Origin of the sequence: Phytopseudomonas argentinensis (assembly GCF_900113905.1) — a bacterium.
GTDB classification, from domain to species: Bacteria; Pseudomonadota; Gammaproteobacteria; order Pseudomonadales; family Pseudomonadaceae; genus Aquipseudomonas; species Aquipseudomonas argentinensis.
This window is the reverse complement of the sequence record NZ_FORC01000002.1, coordinates 223,389-244,973: the sequence shown is the minus strand read 5'-3', so window position 1 is coordinate 244,973 and position 21,585 is coordinate 223,389. Positions and strand designations below refer to the sequence as shown.

Annotated in this window: 18 protein-coding genes; 11 read left to right on the top strand and 7 right to left on the bottom strand. The window is 63.3% G+C overall.

The window, feature by feature from the left end:
* Positions 1-67 precede the first annotated feature (67 nt).
* From BM154_RS09640 to BM154_RS09625, 4 genes are all read left to right on the top strand, one after another.
* Entirely contained in the window at positions 68-751 is a 684-nt protein-coding gene (locus BM154_RS09640) for a response regulator transcription factor (protein WP_074882654.1), read from the top strand.
* Complete coding sequence (locus tag BM154_RS09635; RefSeq protein ID WP_074882652.1) at positions 741-2,012, top strand: sensor histidine kinase; 1,272 nt, start codon at positions 741-743, stop codon at positions 2,010-2,012. The genes BM154_RS09640 and BM154_RS09635 overlap by 11 nt, the downstream gene beginning before the upstream one ends.
* A gap of 79 nt (positions 2,013-2,091) precedes the next feature.
* Entirely contained in the window at positions 2,092-2,769 is a 678-nt protein-coding gene (locus tag BM154_RS09630; protein ID WP_074882650.1) for a class I SAM-dependent methyltransferase, read from the top strand.
* On the top strand, positions 2,769-3,461 hold the full coding sequence (locus BM154_RS09625; protein ID WP_074882648.1) for a lipopolysaccharide kinase InaA family protein: 693 nt from the start codon (positions 2,769-2,771) through the stop codon (positions 3,459-3,461). Before BM154_RS09630 ends, BM154_RS09625 begins: the two co-directional genes overlap by 1 nt.
* Here the strand turns inward: BM154_RS09625 and BM154_RS09620 are convergent.
* A complete protein-coding gene (locus tag BM154_RS09620; protein WP_074882646.1) occupies positions 3,458-3,982 on the bottom strand; it encodes a DinB family protein in 525 nt (174 codons plus the stop codon). The two genes, BM154_RS09625 and BM154_RS09620, sit on opposite strands and share 4 nt — an antisense overlap.
* A gap of 553 nt (positions 3,983-4,535) precedes the next feature.
* A complete protein-coding gene (locus BM154_RS09615; RefSeq protein WP_074882645.1) occupies positions 4,536-4,955 on the bottom strand; it encodes an Lrp/AsnC family transcriptional regulator in 420 nt (139 codons plus the stop codon).
* Positions 4,956-5,112: 157 nt separating this feature from the next.
* Between BM154_RS09615 and yjeH the strand changes: the two genes are divergently transcribed.
* Entirely contained in the window at positions 5,113-6,393 is a 1,281-nt protein-coding gene (yjeH, locus tag BM154_RS09610; RefSeq protein ID WP_074882644.1) for an L-methionine/branched-chain amino acid transporter, read from the top strand.
* Here the strand turns inward: yjeH and BM154_RS09605 are convergent.
* Positions 6,370-11,313 carry a C39 family peptidase gene (locus tag BM154_RS09605; protein WP_074882643.1) on the bottom strand — a complete coding sequence of 1,648 codons (4,944 nt, stop codon included), beginning with the start codon at positions 11,311-11,313 and terminating at the stop codon, positions 6,370-6,372. The two genes, yjeH and BM154_RS09605, sit on opposite strands and share 24 nt — an antisense overlap.
* A gap of 140 nt (positions 11,314-11,453) precedes the next feature.
* Here BM154_RS09605 and yejK point away from each other — a divergent pair, with 140 nt between their 5' ends.
* Positions 11,454-12,461 (top strand): nucleoid-associated protein YejK, encoded by a 1,008-nt coding sequence (yejK, locus tag BM154_RS09600; RefSeq protein ID WP_074882642.1) that lies wholly within the window; start codon positions 11,454-11,456, stop codon positions 12,459-12,461.
* Positions 12,462-12,498: 37 nt separating this feature from the next.
* Positions 12,499-12,822, top strand: a complete 324-nt coding sequence (locus tag BM154_RS09595; RefSeq protein WP_074882641.1) for a glutaredoxin family protein — start codon at positions 12,499-12,501, stop codon at positions 12,820-12,822.
* A gap of 502 nt (positions 12,823-13,324) precedes the next feature.
* Here BM154_RS09595 and BM154_RS09590 read toward each other — a convergent pair.
* Positions 13,325-14,464, bottom strand: coding sequence for a glutathione-independent formaldehyde dehydrogenase (locus BM154_RS09590; RefSeq protein WP_074882640.1), 1,140 nt, complete (start codon positions 14,462-14,464; stop codon positions 13,325-13,327).
* Positions 14,465-14,755: 291 nt separating this feature from the next.
* Here BM154_RS09590 and BM154_RS09585 point away from each other — a divergent pair, with 291 nt between their 5' ends.
* The gene (locus tag BM154_RS09585; RefSeq protein ID WP_139225426.1) at positions 14,756-15,193 is read left to right on the top strand and encodes a hypothetical protein; all 438 of its coding nucleotides are present in this window, start codon (positions 14,756-14,758) and stop codon (positions 15,191-15,193) included.
* Between the two features lie 369 nt (positions 15,194-15,562).
* Here the strand turns inward: BM154_RS09585 and BM154_RS09580 are convergent, their stop codons facing one another.
* Complete coding sequence (locus tag BM154_RS09580; RefSeq protein WP_074882638.1) at positions 15,563-16,258, bottom strand: DUF1963 domain-containing protein; 696 nt, start codon at positions 16,256-16,258, stop codon at positions 15,563-15,565.
* 432 nt (positions 16,259-16,690) lie between these two features.
* Here BM154_RS09580 and BM154_RS09575 point away from each other — a divergent pair, with 432 nt between their 5' ends.
* Positions 16,691-17,248 carry a type 1 glutamine amidotransferase domain-containing protein gene (locus tag BM154_RS09575; RefSeq protein WP_074882637.1) on the top strand — a complete coding sequence of 186 codons (558 nt, stop codon included), beginning with the start codon at positions 16,691-16,693 and terminating at the stop codon, positions 17,246-17,248.
* 731 nt (positions 17,249-17,979) lie between these two features.
* The gene (locus tag BM154_RS09570; RefSeq protein ID WP_074882636.1) at positions 17,980-18,981 is read left to right on the top strand and encodes a LysR family transcriptional regulator; all 1,002 of its coding nucleotides are present in this window, start codon (positions 17,980-17,982) and stop codon (positions 18,979-18,981) included.
* Here the strand turns inward: BM154_RS09570 and BM154_RS09565 are convergent.
* Positions 18,978-19,439, bottom strand: coding sequence for a Rid family hydrolase (locus BM154_RS09565; protein WP_074882635.1), 462 nt, complete (start codon positions 19,437-19,439; stop codon positions 18,978-18,980). The two genes, BM154_RS09570 and BM154_RS09565, sit on opposite strands and share 4 nt — an antisense overlap.
* Positions 19,440-19,770: 331 nt before the next feature.
* On the opposite strand from BM154_RS09565, the gene BM154_RS09560 reads away from it, so the two are divergent.
* Positions 19,771-20,160: a helix-turn-helix domain-containing protein gene (locus tag BM154_RS09560; protein WP_074882634.1), complete on the top strand. Its 390-nt coding sequence runs from the start codon at positions 19,771-19,773 to the stop codon at positions 20,158-20,160.
* A 96-nt stretch (positions 20,161-20,256) separates the two neighbouring features.
* Here BM154_RS09560 and qhpR read toward each other — a convergent pair whose 3' ends face one another.
* Positions 20,257-21,348, bottom strand: coding sequence for an AraC-like transcriptional regulator QhpR (gene qhpR, locus BM154_RS09555; RefSeq protein ID WP_074882633.1), 1,092 nt, complete (start codon positions 21,346-21,348; stop codon positions 20,257-20,259).
* Between the last annotated feature and the right edge of the window lie 237 nt (positions 21,349-21,585).

The following is a 21,585-nucleotide window of genomic DNA, read 5'->3' as shown; positions in this document are numbered from 1 at the left end:
CCGGCCCCGTGAGGGCTTCGTCATGGCCTTGTGAAAAAAGCGTCAATCCCCGTGAAGAGAACGTTGCATGCGCATTCTGGTGATCGAAGACAACCGCGACATCCTGGCCAATATCCTCGACTACCTGCAGCTCAAGGGGTATACGGCCGACTGCGCCCAGGACGGCCTAAGTGGCCTGCACCTGGCCACCCAGGGGCATTACGACCTGATCGTGCTGGACATCATGCTGCCCGGCCTGGACGGCTACCAACTGTGCCGGCGCCTGCGTGAAGAAGCGCGCAGCAGCATCCCGATCCTCATGCTCACCGCGCGCGACGCCCTGGAAGATCGCCTGCAGGGCCTGAGCGCCGGGGCCGACGACTACCTGATCAAACCCTTTGCGCTGTCCGAGCTGGTGGCACGCATCGAGGCCATCCTGCGCCGCTCCCAGGGCAATCGCCGGCGCCTGCTGGAAGTCGCCGACCTCGCCTACGACCTGGACATGCTCAGCGTGACCCGCGCCGGCCTGCCGATCAAACTCAACCCCCTGGGCATGAAACTGCTGGCGATCCTGATGCAGCGCTCGCCCGCCGTGGTACGCCGCGAGGCGCTCGAGGAAGCCCTGTGGGGCGACGATTGCCCCGACAGCGACAGCCTGCGCAGCCACATCCATCAATTGCGCCAGGCCATCGACAAGCCCTTCGCCACCGCCCTGCTGCACACCGTGCATGGCGTGGGCTACCGGCTGGCGGCGAACTCCGATGCAAAATAAGCAGCCGTTTCGCCGGCGCATCCTGATCGCCTTCGCGACCATGACCATTCTGGTCAGCGGGGTGTTTTCCCTGAGCATCGTGGCCATCGTGCACCTGATCGAAGAGCACCTGGTGTCCGAGGAACTGGCCCTGGAACTGGGCGTGGTGGTGCAACAGGACCTGAAGAGCGGCCAGGCGCCGCGCCTGGATTCGCGCACCCGCTTCTTCGCCTCCAACTATCCGCAGTACGCCATTCCACAGCGTTATGCCGACCTGCCGGAAGGCTTCAGCGAGCGGCTCGAAGGCGAACGGGCGTTCTACATCTTCACCGAGGTCATCAACGGCGACCGCTATCTGCTGGTGCAGGAACAGAGCGACTTCGAGAAGCGCGAGCAGGTCCTGTTCAACGTGGTACTGGCCGGCTTTCTGCTGTCGGTGCTCGGCGCCCTGGTGCTGGGCTGGCTGATGTCCGAACGGGTGATGCGCCCGGTCAGCAAGCTGGCCAAGCAGGTGCGTCACCGTGACCAGCTGCTGCCGCTGGCGCCTGCCCTGGCGCCGGAATACCCGGATGACGAAGTGGGCCAGCTCGCTGCGGCCTTCGACAGCACCCTGGGCCGCCTGCGCCAGTCCCTGGAGCGCGAGCGGCTGTTCACCAGTGACGTCAGCCACGAATTGCGTACGCCGCTGATGGTCATCGCCAGCTCCTGCGAACTGCTCTCCCAGGCAGATCTGCCGCCGATGCAGCGCAACCAGGTGCAACGCATCGAGCGTGCCAGCGCGGAGATGCAGGACCTGGTGCAGACCTTCCTGCAGCTGGCCCGGGTCAAGGGTAACGAGAGCCTGTTCGCCGGCAGTGCCAGCCTGCGCCAGATCACCGACGAGCAGGTGGAGACCTGGGCACCGCTGATGCGCGAAAAGGGCCTGGACTTCCAGCTCGAGGTGCAGGCGCACAACGAGGGCGTCTACAACCCCACCCTGCTGCGTACGGTAATGGCCAACCTGTTGCGCAATGCCCTGCACTACACCGAAACCGGCTTCGTGAAACTGACCCTGCTGGCCGACGGCTTTCGCGTCGAAGACAGCGGCGTGGGCATCCCCGAGCAGCACCATGAGCAGATCTTCGATCCCTTCGTGCGTGGCGAACAGGCGCGCGGCGAAGGCCTTGGCCTGGGGCTGTCGCTGGTCAAGCGGATCTGCGCCCACCAGGGCTGGCAGATCACCGTGCACAGCCTGCCGGTGGCGGGCAGCTGCTTTCAGGTCGTGCTGCAGCCCACCAACTGACATTTTTTTCACCTTTGCTTGACGGGTTCATCAGAACCGCCCGCCTAGCATCGAGGCACTTGCTAAGAGGTGCCTCGCCATGTCCAAACCCCGCTCCATCGAACTGGCCTTTTCCGGCAAATACGACCTGCAACATGCCCAGAGCTACCTGAACAAGCATCAGGACGGCCTGGCCCGGCGCCTGTCCCACTGGCGCGACGTGCAGGTCGGGCGCAGCGCCCTGCGCCTGGCTGGCGACCCCAATCTGGTGCTCGACCTGCCCTGTGGCGCGGGCCGTTTCTGGCCGATGCTCGCGGAGCACCCGAACCGGATGATCCTCGCCGCCGACAACTCCGCGGACATGATCGCCACCGCCCTTGCCGCGCAGCCGCCGCAGGTGGTCAGCCGGGTCAAGGCCTTCAAGACCTCGGCATTCGATATCGCCCTGGGTGACAGCTCGGTGGACTGCGTGATGTGCATTCGCCTGCTGCATCATTTCCAGTCCTCGGAGCACCGCCTCGCGGCGCTGCGCGAGTTCCATCGCGTGACCCGCGACACGCTGATCTTCTCGCTATGGGTCGATGGCAACTACAAGGCCTGGCGTCGCAACCGCCTGGCCAAACGCCGTGGCGCGGGTGAAAATCGCTTCGTGGTGCGCCGTGAGGCGATCGAGTCCGAATTTCTCGCTGCGGGCTTCCAGGTACTCGGTCACCGTGACTTCCTGCCCGGCTACGCCATGTGGCGCACCTATGTGCTGCGCAAGCGGGAGGTGCTGTGATGGCAACGGTCATTGTTCGCCATCCGGTCACTCAAACCAGCCCCTTCGAGCGCTGGTGGCAGTGCCGAGGCGCCTGGGTGGAACCGCTCAACTGCCGCCGCGATGGTGAAAGCGGCGTGCAACTGTTGCTACCACGCAATCCTTCGCACCCGACGCTGTACAGCAAGCGCCAGACCGGGCACCTGTACCGCAGCCTGCGCTATCCATTGGGGCGCCCGACCATCATGCGTGAGCTACATGCCTATCAGGCGTTCGCCCGGCTGGGCGTCCGGGTGCCCAAGCTGATTTACGGCTCGGCCCGAACGCAGGAGGGCCAGTGGCAGGCGCTGCTGATCACTCAGGCGCTGACCGGCTTTATCAGCCTGGAGCAGTGGTATCAGGAGCCGCGCAGCGCGGAACACACTCGATGCATGCTCACGGAACTGGCCAACACCCTGGCCCGCTTGCACCAGGGCCGCTGGCAGCATGGTTGCTGCTACGCCAAGCATGTTTTCATCAGACTCCGCGACGCTGACGGCAGCGCGCCCGATGCCGAAATCGCCCTGCTCGACCTGGAAAAAAGCCGCCGCCGCTGGCGCACCGCCGACGCCTCGCGCCATGACATGCGCCAGCTGAAGCGTCATTGCGGGGCGATGCCCGAGGAGGATTGGCAGTTGGTGATGTGGGCCTACAAGACAGCGCTCGATGACTAACCGGCGGACGGGGAAGCGCCTTGGCCGGCAAGCTCTCGCCTGGCCGGCTGCGTCTCGTGCAGATAGCGCGTGAAGGTATCCTTCGGCCGTTCGAGCCCATGAATCGCCAAGGTTCGCGACGCCATGCCACGGTGATTGCTGCCATGGGTCAGCAGGTGCAGCAGCACCTCCTCCACCGATAGCTCGCCAAGGTCGCCATCGGTGAAGCGAAAGGAGATGACCCGCTGCAGCTCATCGGCGGTAGCACGCTGGGCGAAGTCGACAAGCCAGGCATCGTTTTGCTCGACACGCACTTTGAGCTCCGCGAGCGTGGGCGTCTCGCGGGTGTTGTCCGCACTGTAGTGCTCCGCCTCCCCGGCCAGGCGGCTGATAAACAGGCTGTCGACGACCGTGGTGTGGTTGAGGATGCGCACAAAGAACTGCGCGTCATTCTCGGGCAGCAGATGCAGCTGGCGTTCGCCCAGCGCGAGCAGCTCGGCATTCGCCCATTTCTTGTAGTTGAACGCGTCAGCGAACAGCATTTTTCGACTCCTGGCATCGGTACCGTGTGAAGAAGAAGCAGTCTCAGCTTACGCCGCCACGAGCTTTAAAGCTGTTCGGCAAATGTGCTGACGGCCAATGCCACATCACCAGAAGCAGCCTGAAGCAAGCAGTGCGGCGCCGCGACCGAGACAACACGAATGGCGGGGAGCTCGCGCTGTATAAGGTCGCAGCAGGATGGCGGAACTAGTCTGTCCTCAGTCGCTTGAAGATAGAGCACTGGCACTGAAATGGATTTCAGTTTCGGCAGGACATTGACACCATGGATGGCTCTCATCCTGGCAGAAAATACAGCGGAAGATAGCGGGCGAACGGCCGCGCTCAGTGCTGAACGAAGCGCGTTGCTGGAAAAACGGCCAAGCAGCAGGTGCTCAAGAGCCACAGTGGGCGCCAGCCTGGGGGGCAAGGCCTTGGCCAGCGACCAAAGTGCGGTGACCGCAGGCCGCGGGCTTACCGCGAAGGTGCTGCAGAGAACCAAACCAATCAGCCCAGGCGGCCGTGCCGCTGCGATCGAGATCGCGATGGGGCCCGACCTCACATCAGCCAATCCTTCACCACCATATGGGTCTTCACCTTGAACACGCCCGGCAGGTTTTCGATCTGCCCGCGCACTTCGGCGAGGCGTTCCATGGACGCGGCCTCGATGTAGATCAGCATATCGGTCTCGCCGCTGATGCCCGAACAGCGGCGTACTTCCGGAAAGGCGCGCATGCATTCGACGTACTGCTCGCAGCGCCCGCCCTTGTAGAACAGTTCCAGGTAGGCCTTGACCACTACCGTGGCCGGCTCGGCGATGCGCGCGTGGTAGCCCTGGATGACACCCGAGGCCTCCAACTGGCGGATGCGCTCGCTGACCGCCGTGCGTGACAGGTTGACCTGGCGTGCCACCTCGGTGACGGTCAGGCGCGCGTCGGCGCACAGCAAGGCGATGATGCGTTGATCGAACTTGTCCACTGAAGCTCTCTGCAAACAGGATGACGGTCATTGCCGCCGTTTCGTCGGTGATCGGCGACGCTTCGCCAGCAGCCGCCCAAGCGCAGCGGCCTTACCATGGCGCCAGGAACCAACAGGCGCTCGGCCAGGGGCCGCGTCAGCAGCGAGAGCATACAACATGAGTCGAATGAACAAGGAACTGGGGCTGCTGCAGGGCGTGGGTCTGTTGTGCACCTCACTGCTGGGTACCGGGGTTTTCGTGATTCCCGCGCTGGCCGCCACGGCGGCAGGCGAGATCTCGCTGTGGGCCTGGCTGCTGCTGATCCTGCTGGTGCTGCCGATGGCCTTTACCTTCGCCCAGCTCGGTCGCCATTACCCCCATGCCGGCGGCGCGCCGCATCTGATCGGCCGCGCGTTCGGCGCGCCCATGGAGCGCACCAGCGCGTGGCTGTTCCTCGCGGTGATTCCGGTGGGCCTGCCGGCGGCGCTGAATATCGCCAGCGGCTTCTGGCACGCCTTGTTCGCCCTGAACGACCTGGCGATCCTGGCCATTCAGCTGGTCACCCTGGGCATCATCCTGTTGCTCGGCCAACGCCCGGCACGCACCTCCGGCAGCGTGCAGATCGTCATCGCCCTGGCCATCGTCGCCACCGTCGCGCTGATCTGGTTCAAGGGTGATCTGCCCCACGCCGATCAGCCTTTGCTGCCGCCCCTGGCAGGCAACTGGCAATTGCTGCCGGTGGCCCTGGGTGTGATGTTCTGGTGCTTCGTCGGCATCGAGGCCTTCACCCATCTGGGTGAGGAATTCAAGAACCCGCAGCGTGACTTCCCCCTGGCACTCCTGCTCGGCGTGCTGCTCGCCGGCCTGGTGTACTGGGCCTGTTCGGTGGCAGTGCTGAGCTTCCATGCCTACGGCGATGCCCGCACCGATGCTGCATCGCTGCCGCTGATGCTCGACCTGCTGCTCGGCGACGGGGCCCGCTGGCTCAGTGCGAGCATCGGTTACCTGGCCTGCTTCGCCTCGATGAACGTCTACATCCAGGGCTTCGCCCGGTTGATCTGGAGCCTGGCCGACGAGGGCAAGCTGCCGCGCGCGCTGGCGGTGCGCAATGCCAATGGCGTACCGGCCAGGGCGCTGCTGCTGGTGGTGCTCAGCTGCGCCCTGAGCACCACGGTGATCTGGGGTCTGTCGCTGTCGCTCGACCAGTTGATCCGTTACGCCAACGGCAACTTCATCGTCATCTACCTGCTCAGCATGGCGGCCGGCTGGCTGCTGCTCCGGGGCCTGTGGCGCTGGCTGGCCGGCCTCAGCACCCTGCTGTGCGCCGGTATCCTGCTGACGCTGGGCATCGACGCGTTCTACGCCATCGGTCTGCTCGGCGTCCTGCTGGTGCTCGACCGCTGGCGCCAGGCACGGCGCATGGTCATCCTGCGCTCAGCTCTGCCACCAGCGCCTTAAGCGCCAGCGCAAACGCGCCGACGGCAGCTCGCCGTGCCAGCCCAGGCGCACGCCGAGACGCTGGCGCAAGCGCCAGAACGGCAGGTGCCCGGCGCCGGCCATATCCTCGGCCTGGCGCAGGTACTCACGGGCCTGCGCCGCATCGGCGCTGGCGGCGCACTGGGCCAGCTTGAACAGCGCCTGGTAGTAGTCACGCATCGAGGCGTCCTGCAGGCGCTCGACCAGCCGGCTCAGCTCGTGCTGGTCGCCCGCCAGGGCGGCATCCACGGCCAACCAGGTCAGCCCATCGGTGCCCTGCGGGTCACGCTCCAGCGCCAGGCGAGACACCTCGGCGGCTACATCGTCCATCCCCCGCAGCCGGTAGGCCAGGGCCAGGTTATCCAGCGCCCAGGCCTGGGTATCGGGCCGGCGCCAGTCGCTCAGGGTCTCGAACATCAGCCGGTAGCGCTTGCTCTCGATCAGCGCGTAACTGGCTGCGCCCCACACATCGGCATTTTCGGCGATGGCCTGCCTGCAGCGTTTGAGGGTGGAGCCGAGGAGGATCCGATTGGCATGCGCGTGGCGGCCCAGCACCCGGAACATGGCGCACTTGGCGGCATGCTGGGGATCGTTGCGCAGCGCCTTGTTGAAGGCTGCCGACAGGGTCAGGTTGCTCAGCATGTCGTGGGTGCGCCAGCTCAGCCAGGTTTCCAGCGCCGCACTGTGTAGGTTACCGCCGGCCACCCCGGCATCCAGAACCTTGCGCAGCACGGTATCGCGCACGGCGAAGTCGGCCACATCCTGATCCCACTGCGCCTCGGCGGCCGGCTCGCTGGCCAGGGCGGTCAGCGCACGCTGCTGCAACGCCTGGTCGCCGCGCCCCCTGGCCAGGGGCAACACGCGTCGCCAGGCGGCAACCGCATCGCCGGCTTCGAGCAGGGCATCGAGACGCGCCAGGGCAGCGTCCACGCCCTGCAGCTCGCGCAGCAGATCGAAGGTATTGAAGGCCGCGAAACTGTAGCGTGAGTCCAGGGCCCAGGCCTGCTCGAAGGCCGGCAGCGCCTCGGCCTTGTCGCCGTTCAGCGACAGCGCGTGGCCGAGAAAGCCGTGGGCCATGGCCAGCCGCGGCTCCAGACGCACCATCTCGCGGGCCGCTGCAATGTAGGCCGGATACTGGCCATCTTCGTCGTGCCAGTCGGCCAGCTGCCGCCAACCATCGTAGTAGTCTGGATGCTGGCCGAGCAGAGCGCGCAGCGCCTCGATGGCACCGGTGTCCCCTTCGGCGCGCAGGGCACGCGGGCCGTACAGGGCCATTTCCACCGGCGGTTTGCCTTCCCAGCAGGGCGCGGCGAGCACCTCGCGCACCTCGCCGAACCGTTCGCCGTCCATCAGCAGTTGCAGCAGCCGGTCATTGATCGCACGACTACGCGGGCTGTATACCAGCGCCGAGCGCAACGCAGTTTCCCGCGCCTCGCGGTCGCTCTCCTGATCCGCCAGGGCGAGCCAGGCATCGACATCGCCGGGGCGGCTTTCCACCAGTTGCCTGGCCAGTTGCAGCGGGCGCTGTCTGGTCTGCAGCTGGTCGGCGTAGTACCTGAGCTGGTTCCACGCCCATTCGTTACCCGGCTCGGCCCGCAACACGCGCTCGGCCTGGTCGGCGGCCTCGCCGAATGCATCGCGCCGGCCCAGCACATAGGCCAGGTAGGTGCGCAGTTCGGTGTCTTCCGGTGCCTGTCCCAGTACCTGGCGCAGGCGTTGCTCGGCCTCCTCCAGGCGCTCGCCCTGCTCCACCAGGCAATCCACGTAGAGGCTGACGGTGGGCGTCCACAGCGGATTGATGTGAAAGCTCTCCTGCAGTGCCTGAGAGCAGGCCTCCAGCTGGCCCCGATGCTTGTGCAGGCGCGCCAGCTCCAGCGACAGGCGAGGCAGCAGTGGAAAACGCTCGATGGCCTGGCCGAGGGTGTCGGCCGCCGCATCGAACTGCTCCATGCGCGCCAGCTGACGGGCCACCACCACCCACAACTGCCAGAGATCCTCGCGCTGGCCGAGCGCCTCGCGCAATTGCTCGAGCAGCACCTGCGGCTCGAGCAGGCGCTGGGCCTGGGACTCGTAGGCCAGCCAGCCGTCGCCAAAGGTTACCTGGCGGGTCAGCTCGGCATGGATAGTCGCCAGGGTGACTATGGCCTGCTGCTGGCTCTCGCAGGTGTCGAGCAGCATGTTGCTGGCGTATTCGTTGTCGGCGAACAGCTGCAGGGCGTGGTGAAAGGCTTCGCGTGCGGCTTCGCGCTGACCGTCCTGCAGCAGCACGAAACCGTGGGTGGAGTGGAAGTAGGTGTTCTGCGCATCGACCAGCCCGGCCTGCCGGCAAACCTCCAGGGCCTCTGCACGTCGCCCCTGGCGTGCCAGGCAGCCGGCCAGCTCGCGCAGCGTCCAGGCATGCTGCGGGTGGTTGTCGAGCAGGCGCCGTAGCGCCTGTTCGGTGGCAGGCAGGGAGCGGCGCTTGGCGCGCTCGACCTGCAGCTCGGCGATGCCCAGGTGGTGGGGATACTCGGCGGCCAGGGCGTCGACATAGGCGTCGGCGGCCTCGCTGCCCTCGCCCTGCTCCAGCAGCGTTATGCACAAGCGGTGCGCCGCCACGGACAGGGGCTCCAGGGCCGCTGCCTCACGCGCCCAGGCGAGGGTCTGGCGTGGATCGTCCATGCGCCGCATGCCAGCCTGGACCATCGCGCGCAGCCAGGCCGCGCGGCGACACCGTGGTTCGGCGCGGTTCAGCAGGGCCTGGCAGGCCTGGGCATCACCGTTGCGCCCGTGATGCTCGGCCAGGCCAAGCAGCAGCTCGCCATCTTCCGTACGCCAGGCCAGAGCCTGCTCGAGCAGCGCCTGTGCCTCATAGGGGCGTTGCAGCTCCTCCAGGGTTTCGCTGAGGGTCAGGCTTGGCGCGGCGGCCAACGGGCCAAGGCGTGCCTGGCGCCGCTCGAGAAACTGCAGCCCCTCGGCCGTACGCCCCAGCGCACGCAGCGCGCGAAAGTACTGCACGCTGTAGCCCTCGTGGGACGCATGCAGGCAGGCGGCGATGCGATAAAGCTCGCAGGCCTGCTCACGGCGATTCTCACCCCAGCGCAGGCTGGCCAGGGTGTTCCAGGCGCGGGCCTGGGTAGGCGTTTGCAGCAGCACGCGTTCGAGGATGTCACCGACCTGGGCGTGGCAGCGACCATCCTCGCTGAGCAGCTCGGCGTAACGCACGCTGATGGTGGGCTCGTTCCAGCGCGCCTGGCAGTGCCTGGCCAGCCAGTCGAGCTGTACCGCGCGCGGCTGCAACTGGGCCAGCGAGTTGGCCTTGGAAAGGATCAGGTTGGCATCTTCGGGAAACTGCGCCAGCAGCACCTCGGTAGCCTGCAGCACCTCGCGCTCCCGGCCGTCGTACCAGCCCAGGGAGCGCTGCGCCTGGAGGGTCAGACGGTGGTCAGGGGCCAGGCCTTGCAATGCCTGGTAAGCGCTCAGCGCCTCGTCACGCTGATGCACCTCCAGCGCACTGCTGAAACGGTAGTAAAGGTCCCAGAGCTCGCGGTCCGGCAGCGCGAGGCCGTCCAGGCGCGCGGCCTCGGTGCTCGGCAGCAGCAGCATGCCCCTTGGCCCCGAGGCCTGCTGAAGCTGGAACAGCTCCTCGGCCAGGCTCTCGCCATGCTGTGGTTGCGCCGGGTCACGCACCAGCAAGGTACCACGGGGTTCGTCGTAACCGACCAACGCCTGCAGGTGCCCGCTGCCGGTGTACTGCAGGGTCAGGGTGAAGGGGATGCCGCGGTCGATCAGCGCCCGGGTGGTGGCCCAGTCGGTGGTGAACTCCACGGCCAGATAGCCATTGCGTTCGGCCCAGGCACGCTCGGCCTGGTGCGAGGTACCGTCGTAGCAGATCTCTTCGGCGACTTCGAGATGCTCGACGGATTGGCCCCAGTAATCGGAGATCGCCGTCAGGGTCGCCGGCACGCAGGTCATGTGGTGCTGGCGCACGAAGGGCACCGGCAGCAGCACACGGCGCCCGCTCGGGTTTTGCAAACGGGCTTGTACGCCCAGGTAGAAGCCGCCGCCCGCCTCGCCGGCCAAGCGTTGGCCCGCGGCGTAGTCGCCCTGCAGACAGGCGATATCGCAGCGCCGCGCGGCGATCCAGTCGCTATGGCTGCGCTCCCTGATGCGCTCCAGCGATTGCATGTGGTCGAGCCAGGTGCTCGCCTCGTCGAGCGCTTCGCGCTCGATCAGCAGGTTGACCAGGTGCGCACAGACCGCCGCACTTTCCATCTCGTGAGCGCCGCGCCGCAGCAGTTGCAGCGCAGCGTCGCTCTGCCCGAGCTGCAACTGCAGGGAAGCGGCCTGCATCAGTGCTGCGCGAAAATCGGCCTGCCTGGCCAGCACCTGCTCGCACAACGCCAGGGCTTCTTCGCGGCGATCTTCCAGTTCCAGGCCATGGCTACGCTCGACCAGCAACCACAGGTCGCCGTCACTGCGCTCGCACGCCTGTTCATACAGTGCCTGGGCCGTTTCGAAATCACGCAGCGAGGCATACACATACGACTTGAACGACAGCCACTCGGCCTGGTGTGCCGGCTCGGCTGGCAGCCAGTCGCCGAAGCCCTGCAACAACCGCCAGGCACGGTAGTGGCCACGCCGGGCCAGTTGCATGCGCAAAAAGCGCAGGCGCGCGTGAAAGGACTGCGGGTAGCGCCGGTAGGCCAGCCAGGCCAACACGTCGGCCAGCCGCGGTGCCCCGATGTGCCCGGCCAGCCGCGCCATGCAGGTCATCGCCTCCGGGCCCTGCCAGTAGCGTGGATCACCTTCTGCACTGGCAAGTCCATAGGCCTGCAGGAACATGCCGCGGTCGATCAGCGCTTCCAGCTGATTCAGCAATGCCGGCTCGGGCACCTGGGCATTGGCGTGAAAAACGGACATGGCACTCCTTCCCTGGTCATCAGATGTCGGCAGGCACTCTATGCCGGCCGGTCAGCCACGACAAGGCCGGCACGCTGCACCTGTGACGGCCTGCTCGGGTACACTAGCGGCCTGTTTCGCTCCGCCTCCAAGGACCTCCCATGCCGATCCGTCACTGCATCGTTCATCTGATCGACAAGAAGCCCGACGGCAGCCCTGCCGTGCTGCACGCCCGCGACAGCGAACTGGGCGCATCCCAGGCCATCGAGAATATGCTGGCCGACCTCAATGACAGCTACAACGCCAAGCAGGGCAAGGCCTGGGGCTTCTTTCACGAGGAGTCCGGCGCCTATCCGTTCAGCGGCTGGCTGAAAAGCTACCTGGACGACGGCGAGGACTTCACCGCCTTCAGTCGCCAGGCCGTCGAGCACCTGCAGAAGCTGATGGAAGAGTCCAACCTGTCCACCGGCGGCCACGTGCTGTTCGCCCACTATCAGCAGGGCATGACCGACTACCTGGCCATCGCCCTGTTGCACCACAGCGAAGGCGTGGCGGTCAACGACGCCCTCGACGTGACCCCGGCCAAGCACCTGGACCTCGGCCAGCTGCACCTGGCGGCGCGCATCAACATCAGCGAATGGCGCAACAACAAGCAGTCCAAGCAGTACATCTCGTTCATCAAGGGCAAGAACGGCAAGAAGGTCTCGGAGTACTTTCGCGACTTCATCGGCTGCCAGGAAGGCGTCGACTCGCCCAGCGAGACGCGCACCCTGCTCAAGGCCTTCAGCGACTTCGTCGAAAGCGAAGATCTGCCCGAGGAACAGGCGCGCGCCAAGACCGACACCCTGGTCGACTACGCCACCAGCCAGGCCAAGATGGGCGAGCCGATGACCCTGGAAGAACTCTCCGGGCTGATCGACGAGGAACGCCCCAAGGCGTTCTACGACCATATCCGCAACAAGGATTACGGCCTGTCGCCGGAGATTCCGGCGGACAAGCGCACCCTGAGCCAGTTCCGCCGCTTCACCGGCCGTGCCGAAGGCCTGTCGATCAGCTTCGAGGCCCACCTGCTGGGTTCCAAGATCGAGTACGACGAAGCCTCCGATACCCTGACCATCCGCAACCTGCCGACGCAACTGACCGACCAGTTGAAACGCCGCAAGGACTGAGCGATAAACACCGCATAACCCTGCTGGGACGCCGATCATGAAACGGATTTTGCTGATTCTCGCGGCGCTCGCCGCCTGGCAACACTGGGATCGCCTCGAACCGATGCTATTGGGCAACCAGCAGCAGGTAGCCGAGCATCGCGAGGTCATCCTCTACGCCACCAGCTGGTGCGGCTACTGCGCCAAGACCCGCGCGTTTCTCGGCGAACGGGGTATCGCCTACACCGAGATGGATATCGAAAAATCCGCCGACGCCCGCCGCGCCTACGACGCCCTGGGCGGCCGCGGCGTGCCGGTGCTCAAGGTCAACGATACGGTGATCCACGGCTACGACCCGCAGGGCATCCTGGCGGCGTATTGAATGCCAGGTGGGCGGACCTGACCGGCGCTGTGGGCAAGCCCACCGTCGTAGGGCTTATTGCGGCGGATGCTGTGGCGCGTCAGTTTGCAGGCCGCAGTGACGAAGAGATCGCCTTGGCCGCACGGGACACCTTGAAGGCCTGGGCCTTGGCGGTCGAGGCTGGCATTTGACCTGACAAGTCCGCCCCCCGTTAGCCTGCGCCCGGTGGCTAATCGGATGCATCGGTTGAAGGCCTGGGCTGAGTGCGCATGACAGAAAGCGGTGCCAGAACCGCTTCTGGGCGAAGACGGACGCTCGCAATCGGCGCCGCTCGGGCTGCAGCAATCGAACCAAGAAAAGCCCGCCGGGGGCCGGCGGGCTTCGGGTGTTCAAGGGTTGCCTACGAGGTAAGGCGGTGTACCAGACCGGTGCTGCCTGGATCGCCGGTTTCCAGGGGCTGCACTCGCGAAGCAGCAGCACCAAGGCCCAAGGCCGCTTCAAGCATGAAGCGGCGCCTTGAACATCAAGCTGCGGGTTTCATCACGACTTTCGTCCAGCCTTTGTCACGGGCGTCAAAGTGCTTGTACGCACTCGGGCCATCCTCCAGCTTCAGCCGGTGGGAAATGATCTGGGACGGCTTGGCACGGTCATGATGGATCAGTGCCGCCAACTGGCGATTATAAGCCTTGACGTTGGCCTGCCCGGTACGGATGTGCTGGCCTTTGAACCAGAACGCCCCGAAGTCGAAAGCCATTTTGCCCTCTTTGGCCAACTCGTTTTTAGCACCGGGATCCTGGGGCACGAATAGGCCGACGACACCTATCCCACCGGTCGCCTTGGTAGAGGCGACGAGGTTGTTCATGGTCAGGTGATTCACTTCGTGTCCATGCTTGTCGCAGCACTGGTAACCCACGCATTCACAACCACGATCGGTACCTTTGCCATCGGTGTAGTTCAGGATCTCATCGACAGCTTTTTGCTCAACGGAGTTGATGGGTATTGCCCCCATCTTCGCCGCCAGCTGCAACCGATCCGGCTGGTCATCAATGACAAAAACCTGCGAAGCACCCTGAATGAGCGCGGAGTGCGCTGCCATCAAACCCACCGGTCCTGCGCCGTAGATGGCGATGGACTCGCCAGGCTGTAGACCTGCCAGCCTGGTGGCATGCCAGCCAGTCGGAAAAATATCGGAAAGCATGACGTAGTCGTCTTCGCGCTCCTTCGCATCCTCGGGCAACACCAGGCAATTGAAATCGGCGAAAGGAACCCGAAGCAGCTCTGCCTGACCACCATCATAGGTACCCATTTCAGCGAAGCCATAGGCCGCGCCGGCGCTGCCCGGGTTAGCGGTCAGGCAGTAGCCGGTCAGGCCTTTCTCGCAGTTTTCGCAAAATCCGCAGCCGATGTTGAAGGGCAAGCAGACCATGTCACCAACCTTCACACGGTCGACACCCGCGCCAACCTCTACCACTTCACCGAGGTTTTCGTGACCAAAGACACGGCCTGTCTCGAAAGTGGTTCGACCTTCATACATGTGAAGGTCGGAGCCGCAGATATTGGTGGAGGTGACGCGAACAATGGCGTCGGTGGGCTTCACTATCTTTGCATCCGGGACGTCTTTTACGCTGACATCACGTGGGCCGTTGTAGACGATAGCCTTCATCTGGGTTCTCCAAGCTAATTCAAAGGAGCGCCTGTGCGCTTTCGTTACCACTTGGTTGGTGCCCAGCTGAAAGCAGGTCGTTCAGAAAACCTGCGCTCGTTCTGACCGATGGTGCAAGGCTCGGAGGTGACTACAAAGCCAACCTCGCCCGACATTCGACCTCGCCCGCCCCGCGGCCCGCTCGATGCTATTCGTCGAAAACGCACTGCCAAGCGCCAGAGGCGCAGCTATATATTTTTATGACGCGCAGATGACGCAGCCGGGAAAGCCAAGACAGCAGAGGTAATGCCTATGATGTATCACACGCTGAAACACGGCGTTGACCCCGAAGAATTTTCCAGGGTCATCGAGATCGCCATGAGTAAAAACGCGGATATCTTGCTGGTGTCACTAAACAGCACCAAGGTGATTAACGATCGTCTGGACGAAATGCTTGGACGAGGCTTTGCCAAGCGACTTTTCGAAGAGCATGAGGTTGAAGTGGTTGTGCCTGGCGCTCGCCCGAAAACGTTCCACCTCGCCTCGATATCGAGCTGCACAGCTTTCAAGAAAGGCTCCGTGGTACTGCCCTGGGTAGCACTCTCCACCGTCCATAAGGCAATGGAAAAATTCCCCACGTCAGACATCTTCTTCATCGCAAACAATGGACCTGGCGAAGCCCAGCGACAACGCGGGACAGACGAGTTGACCCAGTATCTGAGCGGCCATCGGGCTTCGAAAGCGGTGTAGGGATCACAGCGCGCCGGCCCGATGATCTGCCCTTTGGTGCGGTGCAGATGCGGCATAGCGAAGCGCTTTAATCAACTCCCCGGCAGCTCACTGAGCGGACTCGCGAATTGGGCGGGTCACGAAGGTGAGCAAGCAAACGGCATGTCAAATCGTAGAAAAATGAACGGGACGCGCGTGATCCATGCGATGCATAGCTGCAAATGTGGCGAGAAAGATCAAAACTGCATCGCGGCGCTGCGGGGCTGTTTCTCACCCTTGGATGACCCCTGCTATGGGCAGCGGTGGGTGGCGGGAGGCCGCGTTTAGAAGCGGCCCCACGCCTCTGGCGGCTATCTACAAACCAAGGACACCTCAAACAATTTCCATCCTTCAGTAAAAATCATAGTAAAGCGCCCACTCCCCCGTTTCGACATGCTTCCAGAACATCAGGCTGCCGTTGTCGATTACATTCAGATTGATCTTGGCATCCGATGAAATTTGGAACACAAACTCGAAGCCTTCACCCGGATCGACCCCCGATTGGCAGAACGATGGATAACCACCGATCTTGTGCTCGTAGGTATGGGTGATCAGATCGTAATAACTGTCTATCGCACCTTCGCGCTCCAGCTTCGATATCTCTTGCTCAAGGCCCGTCGGGATACCTCCACCATCCCACAGTGGAAAGTCCTCGAGTACCATTTCTGCCCTCAGCGGGAAAGCCTTGAGAAACGCCCCTTCCACCGTTAGCGCCTTTCGCACTAGCACGTCATTCGGGCCATATTCGCGGATGACCCAGTTATCTCCCATTGACTCAAATTGCTCTGGCAGCGGGTCTGAAACAAACACAGTCAGCACACGGATTCCTGCCAGCAATGGGCTGTTGAAGGGCAAGCTGGGCAGGTAGAACTGGGCGTAGGGAAACAGTGGTTGCCCGGCCGGACTGGTAGGTATTTCTTCTTCGGGACGGAACAGAAGGACGTTGCCGAGCCAGCTTTCTTCGTCAGTCCCCGTAGGGCGAAAACCGCCAGCGCTGAACTTTACGGCGGGACGGGCCAACTGTTGCTTGATTTTCTGAATGTCCATGGCGATGTAAGTCTCCCTTATATGCAGACACGGTATTTTTTGTTCAGGCCCTCTTTACCAGCCTTCGCAGATGCCTTTTCGGCCAAACTGCCAACTGGCGCTTGCTCGATCAGGGGCAGCTCCTGACCGAAAGCTGTCACTCAACATCTGTTGCCTCGGGCCATAAGCAGCCTGTGCCGCCCTCGAGTCACGGCGAAAAAAACCCTAGTAATCGTGGCGCCAGGTTCACGCAGCTGATGTGTTTTAACTTTTTGATTTTGCGGGCTCGAATGTGAAATCCCCAACTTTCCTGGGTTCATCCATCGCCTTCTGCTCAGGACGAATGCGGATGAACTTTCAAAACCGCTATGACCTCCCATCTTCAACGCGGCGGATGAAGTGTCATCCGCACGCTTTCTTTATTTACCTTGATGAGAGGACTGAGTGACCACCATGAATAATCAACTGGCAGGCAAAAAAGTACTATTCATCACGTCGAATACGGGTATCGAGCGCGATGAGCTGGTGAAGCCGCTTGAAGCGCTCAAGGCGCAGGGCGCCCAGGTCACCCATGGATCAAGTGAGGGCGGCACTGCCCAGACCTTCGTTCAGGACACTGAGAAAGATCGCACTGTAGAGTCTCAGGTTGCGCTGACTGGGCTCAACGCTGCGGACTTTGATGCGCTTGTGATCCCAGGCGGAACGGTCAATGCCGATACGCTTCGACTGGATGAAAACGCCCAGCGCCTGGTCAAGCAGTTCGCCGATGCAGGCAAAGTAATCGCTGCGATTTGCCACGGGCCATGGTTGCTAGTCAACGCTGGCGTTATCGCTGGCAAGACCCTTACTTCTTACCCCAGCGTCAGGCTCGATCTGGAAAATGCCGGTGCTGCTGGTTGGGTGGATGTTGAAGTAAAGCAGTGCCAGGCCAATGGATGGACCTTGATCACTTCGCGTAACCCCAACGACATCCCTGCGTTCAACGAAGCTATCGCAGCGGCGTTGAAGTAGGGAGGCGCTGATAGGCCATACTCCAGCCGCGAGTCACTGGCAGGGTCTGCCCAAAGCCTGGGCGCTAGGCTTTGGGCACATTGCTGGCGGTCGTCAGAGGTAGTTTTCGGCCTGCAGTTAACTGCTTTTAAGCACACGCGCCAAAGCAAGCGTGGTGCCTTTATCCAGAAAGCACTCGAAGCCTTTTGCTCACACTTTGAAGCGCACGCAAATACCTTCATGCGTACAGAAAAGCGTGAGCCGTCACCGCGGTGAATCTACGCTACCCCTAGTAACGACGTTTCACTCATCGACTGAACCCAGTTGGCCGATGCGACCCTGAGTCGGTTGGATTTGCCCCGGCTGCAGCCACATTCCAAGCGCCGGAACCAACAGGAGGGACCCGGTGAGAAACAGCTGTCAGAGCGGTAGTCTGGCACTGAAGTATTTGACGGCTGCATCGGCCAGAGGCAGCAGAAAACGGCAGCGCTGATCAAGCTGATGGATTTATAACGCTATCGTTGCGTTGCCGGCTCATGCCCGCGCTCCCGTCCTCGCGGAGAGCGGCGATCCTGACAGATGCTTCGTTATTCATCGCACGTCGAAACCAGGGCCTGCTGGGCGCCTATGGCTGCGTCAGGCCGACGGCCCCGCCTCGCGAGCCCCGGCTTCTGCGCAGTCAGGTGAGCTTGCCTTGGTTCTGCCCGAGCCTTTTCGTATGATGAAGCGACACGATAGTTGGAATACCAGGCGTGAAATCGTCACCAAACAGTGCTTCATCGACCCCGGCTGCCCAGGGTGGCGTCAAGTGGGATTTGCGCGCTGCCGTTAACCAGCTTTCGTGGGACGACCTGCGCATCATCAAGTCGCTCAGTGAATGTGGCAATCGTGCGGCCACGGCCAAGAAACTGGGTGTCAACGTTTCCACGGTATCGCGGCGAGTGGCTCAGGTTGAGAAAACCCTTGGTGTCGCTCTTTTCGATCATCGCCGTTCTGGCTACATGCTGACCGCCGAAGGTGCGGAGTTGCGGGCGCTGGCAGAACGAGTCGAACTCGACATCGTCAGCGTCGCGCGGCGCGTATCGCGTGCAGGCGAAGGTCCACTCGGGAAACTGCGCATCACCACCAGCGACTCGTTGCTGCTGTATTTTCTGACCCCCATCATTGCCGACTTCAGGGCACTCAACCAGGGCATCGCGATCGAGGTACTGGTTGGCAACCAGACGCTGAGCCTGGCCAGAGATGAATCGGACATCGCGGTCAGGGCGACCAAAAAACCCTCGGAAAGCCTGGTGGGCCGCAAGCTGGCAGCCATCGCCTGGGCCCCCTATGGCAGCGTGGAGAATGCCTGCCCCTCCTCCCCCTTCGCCGAGGGCCAGGCGTGGGTGTCCTACTCGGGCGCCTTGTGCGGCCTGAAAGCGGCGAGCTACGTGGATGAGAGGGTGGATGCTCACTGCATCGCGTACCGCACCGACTCGGTCGCAGCGGCGAGCGCGGCCATCGCGGCGGGACTCGGTTTCGGGTTTCTGCCCTGCATGCTGGGCGACATCACGCCCGGGCTGGTGCGCGTTGGCCCGGTCGTGCCCGAGCTGCAGGACGAGCTCTGGCTGCTCACCCACCAGGACATCCGCAAGTCGTGGCGGGTGAAGGCATTCATGACTTTTTGCGCAGCAGCGGTCGCGGATCAGAAAGCGCTGATCGAAGGGCAGCGCGCACGCACGGCCACGCCGCCCGCGGCCGCCGGCATGGCTTAGCCGATCCGCGCGCCGATTACCGCCTTGCAGACGATTTCGATCAGTTGCGCACGCTGCGCCAGCCGCGACACGCCAATGATGTTACTCGCGCACTGGGGCCGCTCGCTGCCATAGGCGGCCTTGCGAACGGGGCCAACCACGGCAAAGGCCGCGTCCATGTCCAGCACGTACAGGGTCTCCTCGACAATGTCCTCCATCGTGGCGCCATAAAGCGCCAGCAACTTCGAGATGTTGTCGTAGGAGGCGCGCATCTGTGCTCCCATCGAAGAGAAATCGCTGGGCTTGCCGTCGCGGCCCAGCGGCGCGGGCGCTACCAGATTGCCGTCTTCATCATGATTGAACTGGCCGGAAATATAGATTTCGTTTCCCACCCGCCGGGCCTGCGGATAGCCATAGCTTTCTTCCCATGAAACACCCCAGTAGGCGGTCATGTCGTTGAACGGTTGTGCGGCTGCCATTGCATTCTCCTGATGGATAACGGATCGCGTGGATAAGGACGATCCCGTTGTTGGGAGGCAAATGCTAGCACCGGGACACACGCCCATAAGGCGCACTTTTGCGCTTCCATGAGCGCATTTATGCGCCACCAAACCCGCCGCATTTCCGTTAACTTTGTTTCCAGTCCAGGCCATGGCGGCGTTGCAGAACGCCACGGCCGGTAGAGCGATGCCACCTCTGACGTCGCCCTGGATGATCAGACTCCACCCTTCAACACCCACCCTCCGGCAGCCGGTTCTTTGCTCGGAAAGAACCCGCTCGCCTGCGGGTCAACAAAAACAAGGTACGACGATGCAGAATGAAAAAGGCGCCGCGCCGATCAATGTGATCTGTATAGCGGCCGGGCAACTGAGGCCATGGCAGCAACGAGTCGCCAAGCAATTGATACTGGATAATCTGGATACGGGTATTTCAGTGACCGCGCTCGCTGAGGCCTGCGCACTGTCGCGCAGTCACTTCACCCGCAAGTTCAAGGAAAGCACCGGCGTGTCGCCTCAGCAGTGGCTGCGCCAACAGCGGGTGCAAAGAAGCAAGGCACTGCTGGCATCATCCACCATGCCGCTCGTGGACATTGCCGCCGAATGCGGGTTCTATGATCAATCGCACTTCTGTCGGACCTTTATGAAGGCCGAAGGCATGACGCCACAGACGTGGCAACAGCAGCTCCAGGCAGCGGCCTGAGCGCTATACCTGCCACCTCGCCGCCGCGGGCCAGCGCGCCTGGAACGTCCAACTGGCTGCGCCTTGCCCGACAGATGCCCCAAGACACCCAGCTGCTCAGTGCCGGCGCCCGTCGACCCCATCGCTTGCATGGCGCCACTGCCGCGGGCTGACGCCGAACCAGCGACGAAAGGCGCGGGAAAAGGCGCTGACTTCCGAGTAGCCAAGCAGCGGAGCCAGGTTGGAGATGGGCAGCTGGTGCTGGCGCAGGTAGTGAGTGGCGAGCTCGCAGCGCAGTTTGTCGACCATCGCGGAGAAGCTCAGGCCCTGGTCGCGCAGGCGTCGCTGCAACGACCAACTGCTCATGCCCAGCTGTTCGGCAGCCAACTCCAGCACCGGCTCGCCCATCAGCAATTGCTGGCGAATCTGCTCGCGCACGTCATCGGCCAGGTCACGCACGCCACGTCCGCTGAGGTTGCTGAGCTGGCTGAGCGAGTCCTGCATGACCAGCAGCAGCACCGGATCACCCTGCGGCATGGCGCGATCCAGGCCGCGCTTGGGGATGACCAGCGAATTGAATGGCTGCTCGAAGTACACCGGGGCATCGAAGAGCTTGCAGTGTTCCTGCCAGTGCTCGGGGCGTGGGTGTTCGAAGTGCACGGCGCGTGGTGCCCACTGGCTGCCCAGCACATGGCGCACCAGGTTGAGGGCCATGCCCAGAGTCAGTTCGGCGTCCTGGCGGCGGCAGAGGATGGCGCCATGGCGTACCTGGTAGTCGAAGCGGTAGCACTCGCCTTCGTCCACCAGGCGGATCAGGCTGTTGCGCTGGTGCAGCGGAAAGGCACGTGCGAAGTTGATCAGCGCCTGCTCCACGGTCGCCGAGCACAGCCCAATGTAACCGAGCAACCCCAGCGCCTGGGGTTTGAACTGCTGGCCGTAGTACAACCCGAAGTTGTCGCAACCGGACTGGCGTGAGGCCTCCTCCAGCACCTGGCAGTAATTGGGCAAGGCCAGGCTCAGTGTCGGGTGGCGCAGGGATTCCGGATCGATGCCGGACACCCCGAGGACGCGGTCCGGATCACCGCCATGTTTCTCGATGAAGCCACACAGGCCGCTGGCCGCCGCCGCCAGGACGCCGGTATTGGTTTGCCCGCCGGCGAGCAACGACACGCCGGTGGCAAGATCAGGCTGAGAGAGTACGGAGCTCATCGGCGCCTCCTTGGTGACAATTTATGTCTGAAAAGCAAGAAGCACGCCGCCAGCCTGGTGGTGGCTGCGCGTCCCACCGGCTGGGCACGACAGCCGTTGACGGTGAAAACGCTCTCCCGAACAGTGGCCTCAAAACGAGTCGTTCGGAAACACCTGCACCACAATCGAGCACACCGATGACAGTGCTCGACACTATGCCGGTTGCTTGCCAAAAGTTGACTTTGCAGAACAGCCAGC

What these genes read in the sequence shown, in the direction of transcription:
- BM154_RS09640 (WP_074882654.1), top strand. Translation starts at nt 68, where the DNA reads ATGCGCATTCTGGTGATCGAAGACAACCGCGACATCCTGGCCAATATC.
- BM154_RS09635 (WP_074882652.1), top strand. Translation starts at nt 741, where the DNA reads ATGCAAAATAAGCAGCCGTTTCGCCGGCGCATCCTGATCGCCTTCGCG.
- BM154_RS09630 (WP_074882650.1), top strand. Translation starts at nt 2,092, where the DNA reads ATGTCCAAACCCCGCTCCATCGAACTGGCCTTTTCCGGCAAATACGAC.
- BM154_RS09625 (WP_074882648.1), top strand. Translation starts at nt 2,769, where the DNA reads ATGGCAACGGTCATTGTTCGCCATCCGGTCACTCAAACCAGCCCCTTC.
- BM154_RS09620 (WP_074882646.1), bottom strand. Translation starts at nt 3,982, where the DNA reads ATGCTGTTCGCTGACGCGTTCAACTACAAGAAATGGGCGAATGCCGAG.
- yjeH (WP_074882644.1), top strand. Translation starts at nt 5,113, where the DNA reads ATGAGTCGAATGAACAAGGAACTGGGGCTGCTGCAGGGCGTGGGTCTG.
- BM154_RS09605 (WP_074882643.1), bottom strand. Translation starts at nt 11,313, where the DNA reads ATGTCCGTTTTTCACGCCAATGCCCAGGTGCCCGAGCCGGCATTGCTG.
- yejK (WP_074882642.1), top strand. Translation starts at nt 11,454, where the DNA reads ATGCCGATCCGTCACTGCATCGTTCATCTGATCGACAAGAAGCCCGAC.
- BM154_RS09595 (WP_074882641.1), top strand. Translation starts at nt 12,499, where the DNA reads ATGAAACGGATTTTGCTGATTCTCGCGGCGCTCGCCGCCTGGCAACAC.
- BM154_RS09590 (WP_074882640.1), bottom strand. Translation starts at nt 14,464, where the DNA reads ATGAAGGCTATCGTCTACAACGGCCCACGTGATGTCAGCGTAAAAGAC.
- BM154_RS09585 (WP_139225426.1), top strand. Translation starts at nt 14,756, where the DNA reads ATGATGTATCACACGCTGAAACACGGCGTTGACCCCGAAGAATTTTCC.
- BM154_RS09580 (WP_074882638.1), bottom strand. Translation starts at nt 16,258, where the DNA reads ATGGACATTCAGAAAATCAAGCAACAGTTGGCCCGTCCCGCCGTAAAG.
- BM154_RS09575 (WP_074882637.1), top strand. Translation starts at nt 16,691, where the DNA reads ATGAATAATCAACTGGCAGGCAAAAAAGTACTATTCATCACGTCGAAT.
- BM154_RS09565 (WP_074882635.1), bottom strand. Translation starts at nt 19,439, where the DNA reads ATGGCAGCCGCACAACCGTTCAACGACATGACCGCCTACTGGGGTGTT.
- BM154_RS09560 (WP_074882634.1), top strand. Translation starts at nt 19,771, where the DNA reads ATGCAGAATGAAAAAGGCGCCGCGCCGATCAATGTGATCTGTATAGCG.
- qhpR (WP_074882633.1), bottom strand. Translation starts at nt 21,348, where the DNA reads ATGAGCTCCGTACTCTCTCAGCCTGATCTTGCCACCGGCGTGTCGTTG.